The sequence below is a fragment of the Thermogemmatispora onikobensis genome (assembly GCF_001748285.1).
GTDB lineage: Bacteria > Chloroflexota > Ktedonobacteria > Ktedonobacterales > Ktedonobacteraceae > Thermogemmatispora > Thermogemmatispora onikobensis.
In genome coordinates this window covers 1-4,683 of record NZ_BDGT01000099.1, presented here as the reverse complement: position 1 = coordinate 4,683, position 4,683 = coordinate 1, and the positions used below count along the sequence as shown (strand labels likewise).

The window sequence follows — 4,683 nt, the reverse complement described above, 5'->3', positions numbered from 1 at the left end:
GGGCAACTCGAAAACCACATGGCGAACACCTCGCTCCTGCCAGCTCCTGCTCAGCTCCTCAATGGTTGCCAGGTCGGGAATAGGCTTGGTTGTCATCAGATCCTCCCAATGCGATTACTCGGGCGCTGTCCGGCAGGCAGCCTGCTCATGGCCAGCCGTCTGTCTCCCAGGACAAACCTTATTATTACTGATCCATCTGATCTTGACAACGCTTGCTCGCTCAAGCGGCCATTTTGGAGGGGCCTCTCCTGCCTGCCCTCAGCCCGCTCTCGCTTTGCGAGTCGCTGCCCGCTCTCTTTTTTTACCTGAATTGAGTATTCTGTCTGATAAGAAGCAAGAGAACAATCCTTTGAGCGCCGCACGATCCTTGCCCAAGGAGCGTCAGAAGAGATACAATACAGGCTAGTTCCTTCTTGCGCACATGGGGAGCCGGTCTGGTCGACCGGTCAGGGCAGCAGCCCGGAAAGGAGACGCTTCGATCATGAGCACGACTCATGTTGCTGCTCCACTCTTTCAGCTTCAACAGCTAGACCTTGAGCTTGAGCGCCTCGCCTCAGAGCGGCAGGCGATCACCCAGGCCCTGCGCGACAACCGCGCCCTGGCAAAGCTGCGTCAAGAGCTGGCCAGCGCCCGGCAGCAACTACAAGCCGGGCAGCAGGCTCAGCAAGAGGCGGAGTGGACGCTAGAGGAGATCAATCGCCGTCTGCAGACACTAGAGCAGCGCCTCTACAGCGGTAGCGTGACCAGTCCCAAAGAGCTGACCAGCTTGCAGCAGGAGGTGCAACACCTGAGAGCGCAGCAAAGCCGTCAGGAGGAGCAAACGCTGGAGGTGATGGATCTCATTGAGACGCTGCAGCATCAGGTAGCTCAGCGAGAGGAGGAGCTACGCCGAGCCGAAGAGGACTGGGAGCAGCAGAGTGCCACGCAGCGCGCCCGCCTCGACCAGCTGGAGCAGCGCCGTCGCACTCTTGAAGAGCAACGCGCCATCCTGGCTGGTTCGCTGGCCGCCGACCTGCTGCATCGCTACGAGACCCTGAGACGCACCCGCCAGGGCCGGGCGATCTCGCGCGTCGAGCAGAACTCGTGCCAGTGGTGCCGTGTACTGTTGACCTCCAGTGAGATGCAACGCGTGCGCCTTGGCACTGAGATCCAAACCTGTAGTAACTGCGGGCGCATTCTCTTTTACGACCGCTAGCAGCCCGCCCGGCTGACGTTGCCGAGGCAGGCAGCTGCGATGAGCAATACAGACGAGACGGGCGACCGCTCTGGAGAGGACGAGGATGGGCCAACCTGGGAGGAAAGGAGGAAGGAAGCGAACGGGCCAGGGCAGGCGACAACCTGAACTTGTGGGGTTGAGAAGAGCGCCGAGATAATGCATGGCTCGGGAGCGACGGACGGGGAAGGCAAGAGCAAGCCTGTAAGCTGGCCGGCGAGCAGCGCCTCCGCGCGACGGCGCGGAGGCGTGATAGTCATGCTGGCGGATTGCTCGCTCGCCGGCCAGCAGATGAGAGAGATAGCAAGCACAGCCATCCTGGCAGAATCTGGTCAGTCAATGAACGAGGCGACTAGTTCGACTTGATAATGACCGTCGTTCCCACCGGCGCCCAGTTATAGAGCCAGGCCGCCGCTTTCACCGACATCTCCACACAACCATGCGAACCCCAAGTCCAACCAGCCACAGGATCATAGTGCCAGCCATTCGTGCCAGGACCAAAGACCCCATGCCACCAGGCATCGTGGAGGAAGTAGCCACCCCAGTCGAATTCTAGCGCATAGTTAATGAACGTTGGCGGATAATAGTAGGGCGAACCAGGAGGCCAGGGAGAATAGAAGGTCGTCGGGTGCAGCTTGCGCAATACATGGAAGGTTCCCGTCGGCGTGGAGAGAGAGGGCCGCCCGGAGGTGATCGCCGTATTGAAGACCTGTTTGCCGTTGTCATAGGCATAGAGCCATTGCTTCGATAAGATGACGACTATGACCTTACCGCTGCCATAGGGGGGGCTGGCCTGACTGCTGCTCTGCGCCTTGACGACCAGGCCGCTATAAATGTAGAGTGGGGCACTATTCAAGGGGCTGATCCGATACCAGTAGGGACTCCCCCAGACATTCTGCCCCGCAACACTCGCATAGACCGTTACACTTGTATTTGGCGCATAAACACTTACAATTCCGTATTGAGTGCTCGGGCCTCGACGCACGTTTGACCAGTTGATAGTAATGCCCTTCCAGGTGGTTGCGGCCTGGGCGGTCGCACTGGCGCCGGGGAGGGGAGTAAACGAGAAGGTCAGTGCTACGAGGAAGGCGAGCAACATCATAAGAGCAATATGTTTCCGGGAAATTGCTCGCATCGTATCCTCCATTTCTAAAGGGCAACCGTGCTTGCTGCTCTCAGTATACGTGACGTAAAGCTAGCAAGCAAGAGTCAGTAGATCATCATGTGTCAAAGTATTCACTGCAAGTACTTTCTGGCCAGGAGCAAATGAGTGCCAACGAGCAAGAAACTCGGGCATCTCTCAGAGAGACACGCCCAAAAAGGGAGAGGAGAATCTGCAACAAAGAAGGACGCCCGCCGTGGGCGTCCCTGGCTGACTGGCTGACTGGCTGACTGGCCTATCCCAGCCATCATGAGAGAGCGACAAAAGAGATCCTGTCTGGTTGTGAGCGAACTGCGTGTCCAGCAGTGCCCCTTTCATCTCCGGCGATTGCCTTCCTCTCCTCCAGAGGCTCTGCAGAGAGCAGCCAGCGCTGCCAGCAACTCCAGAGGACAGAGGAGCGGCGTGGTTCAGCAAGGCCAGCCGGCCAGTCCATCAGCTAAAAGAGCGACAGTTGCTGAGGTGGTTCCTCTGGGGGGCTGGCCGCTGGCGAGCTGGTAGGGCCGAGCTTCCCTTCGGTAGCCAGGCGTTCGGCCTCGGCCAGTACCACCGGGATCTTCTTAAAGTCCTGGCGAATCGTCTCTTTCAGGCTTGCCTGATGGAGACCAGCTGCGGGATGGTACATTGCTATACAAATATAGCCATCCTTCTTCTGAGCCTTGCCATGAATCGCGCTAATCTTGGCCGTGCCAAAGAACTTGGCCATCGAGTAGCGTCCCAGCGTCACAATCAGCAGTGGCTTGATGGCAGCAATCTGGCGATCCAGGTAATCGTTGCAGGCGCTGATCTCCTCGGGGAGGGGATCACGATTATCGGGAGGACGGCACTTCACCACATTGGTGATAAAGACATCGGAGCGCTTGAGGTTAATGCTCTGCAGCAGCTCATCGAGGAACTGGCCGGCAGGCCCCACAAAAGGCCTCCCCTGCTTATCCTCATGATAGCCAGGTCCTTCACCGATGAAGAGAATGCGGGCATTTGGGGGACCTTCGCCTGGGACGGCCTTCGTGCGTCCCTTACAGAGGCCACACTTCGTGCAGACAGAGACCTCCGCAGCTATCTCCCGTAGAATCTCCTCTGGCGACATAGATACCTCTCTAGTAAGTTGCTCTTTTCTATCGGCGCAGGTCACTTTCTGGATTGGCAACCATTATGGGACGTTTTAGCCCTCGCCGCAAGAGGCATAGGACCTGCAGGTACTGTCGGCGAAGACAGATCCTGGACGGCTTCGCCGTATGATCGGCACTGACCTGACATGGCCGGGAGAAGGCCATCAGCGCCTGAAGCCATCGTACAATCAAGGTCAAGAGGGCGCGATCGTCACATCCGCGGGCGGCCCGGCTCAACAGCGACACAGTGCTCCCTCCGCCCACTGCGGGGGACGACGCGCCACGCCAGTGGAACTGAGCGGGCGAATAAGCGAGTAAGCGAGTGAATGAGCGAGAAGCAAAGAGAGGAGGGCAGCCTGCTGGCCGAAGCGGCTCCAGCGCGGCCCCCTCCTACCTCAGACGCTGACGGAGTCTGTCTGGCAGCTAGCCGCTCAAGTCTGCGCAAGCGGTGCCTGCGACCGAGCGATGCCGCAGCGACTGACGATCAGCTCTGGCGTCCTCGCAGGCAGCGAGCGCTACCAGCGGCGCTCGTTGGGGCGAGGGCCAAAGCCGCTGTCGCGCCGCGGACCACCAGGGCCACGGCCCGGGCCCCCAGGGCCACCGGGTCCCATCGGACGGCGCTGCCCACCACCGAAGTTTCCACTATTGTAGCCAGGCGAGCGTCCGCCCCCACCGCGCTCAGAGTAGCCACCGCGGTCGCGCCCGCCCCCCCCGTAGTTGACATTGCGTCCAGGTGCAGCCAGATCGCGGTCGCGCCCGCCGCCATAGCCACCGCCACGGCCCGAGCCACCGCGATCGCGTCCACCACGGCTGGCAGCGCGGTCGCTATCCAGCTCGGCCTGCGAAGGCAACTCACCGCTGAGAGCAGCACGCCTCGACAGATTGATGCGGCCCTGCGAATCGACCTCAATCACCATCACCGTAATCTCATCGCCCACCGAAACCACATCCTCGGGGCGCGAGACCTGATAATCGGCGAGCTGCGAGGTACGGACCAGGCCCTCCTTACCGGGCAGAATCTCGACAAAGGCGCCAAAGTCAACCAGGCGGCGCACCGTACCCGTATAGATGCGACCGACCTCCACCTCTTCGGTCAGAGCGCGGATGGCATCCATCGCCTGCTGCATCGCCTCGCTGGAAGTGGCCGCGATATTGACCGTCCCGTCGTCCTCGATATCGATCTTGGCGCCGGTCTCATCCTG

The 4,683-nt window shown here is 60.2% G+C and carries 4 protein-coding genes; 1 reads left to right on the top strand and 3 read right to left on the bottom strand.

Annotated features, from left to right (window positions below; all coding sequences use genetic code 11):
- Nucleotides 1-481 precede the first annotated feature (481 nt).
- Nucleotides 482-1,195: a zinc ribbon domain-containing protein gene (locus BGC09_RS21865; protein ID WP_069806321.1), complete on the top strand. Its 714-nt coding sequence runs from the start codon at nucleotides 482-484 to the stop codon at nucleotides 1,193-1,195.
- Nucleotides 1,196-1,565: 370 nt separating this feature from the next.
- Here the strand turns inward: BGC09_RS21865 and BGC09_RS21855 are convergent, their stop codons facing one another.
- From BGC09_RS21855 to BGC09_RS21845, 3 genes are all read right to left on the bottom strand, one after another.
- Nucleotides 1,566-2,348 carry a L,D-transpeptidase gene (locus tag BGC09_RS21855; RefSeq protein ID WP_218104137.1) on the bottom strand — a complete coding sequence of 261 codons (783 nt, stop codon included), beginning with the start codon at nucleotides 2,346-2,348 and terminating at the stop codon, nucleotides 1,566-1,568.
- 463 nt (nucleotides 2,349-2,811) lie between these two features.
- The gene (locus BGC09_RS21850; RefSeq protein WP_069806318.1) at nucleotides 2,812-3,459 is read right to left on the bottom strand and encodes a uracil-DNA glycosylase; all 648 of its coding nucleotides are present in this window, start codon (nucleotides 3,457-3,459) and stop codon (nucleotides 2,812-2,814) included.
- 537 nt (nucleotides 3,460-3,996) lie between these two features.
- Nucleotides 3,997-4,683 (bottom strand): S1 RNA-binding domain-containing protein (locus BGC09_RS21845; protein ID WP_141727918.1); only part of this gene is annotated, 687 nt, incomplete at its 5' end.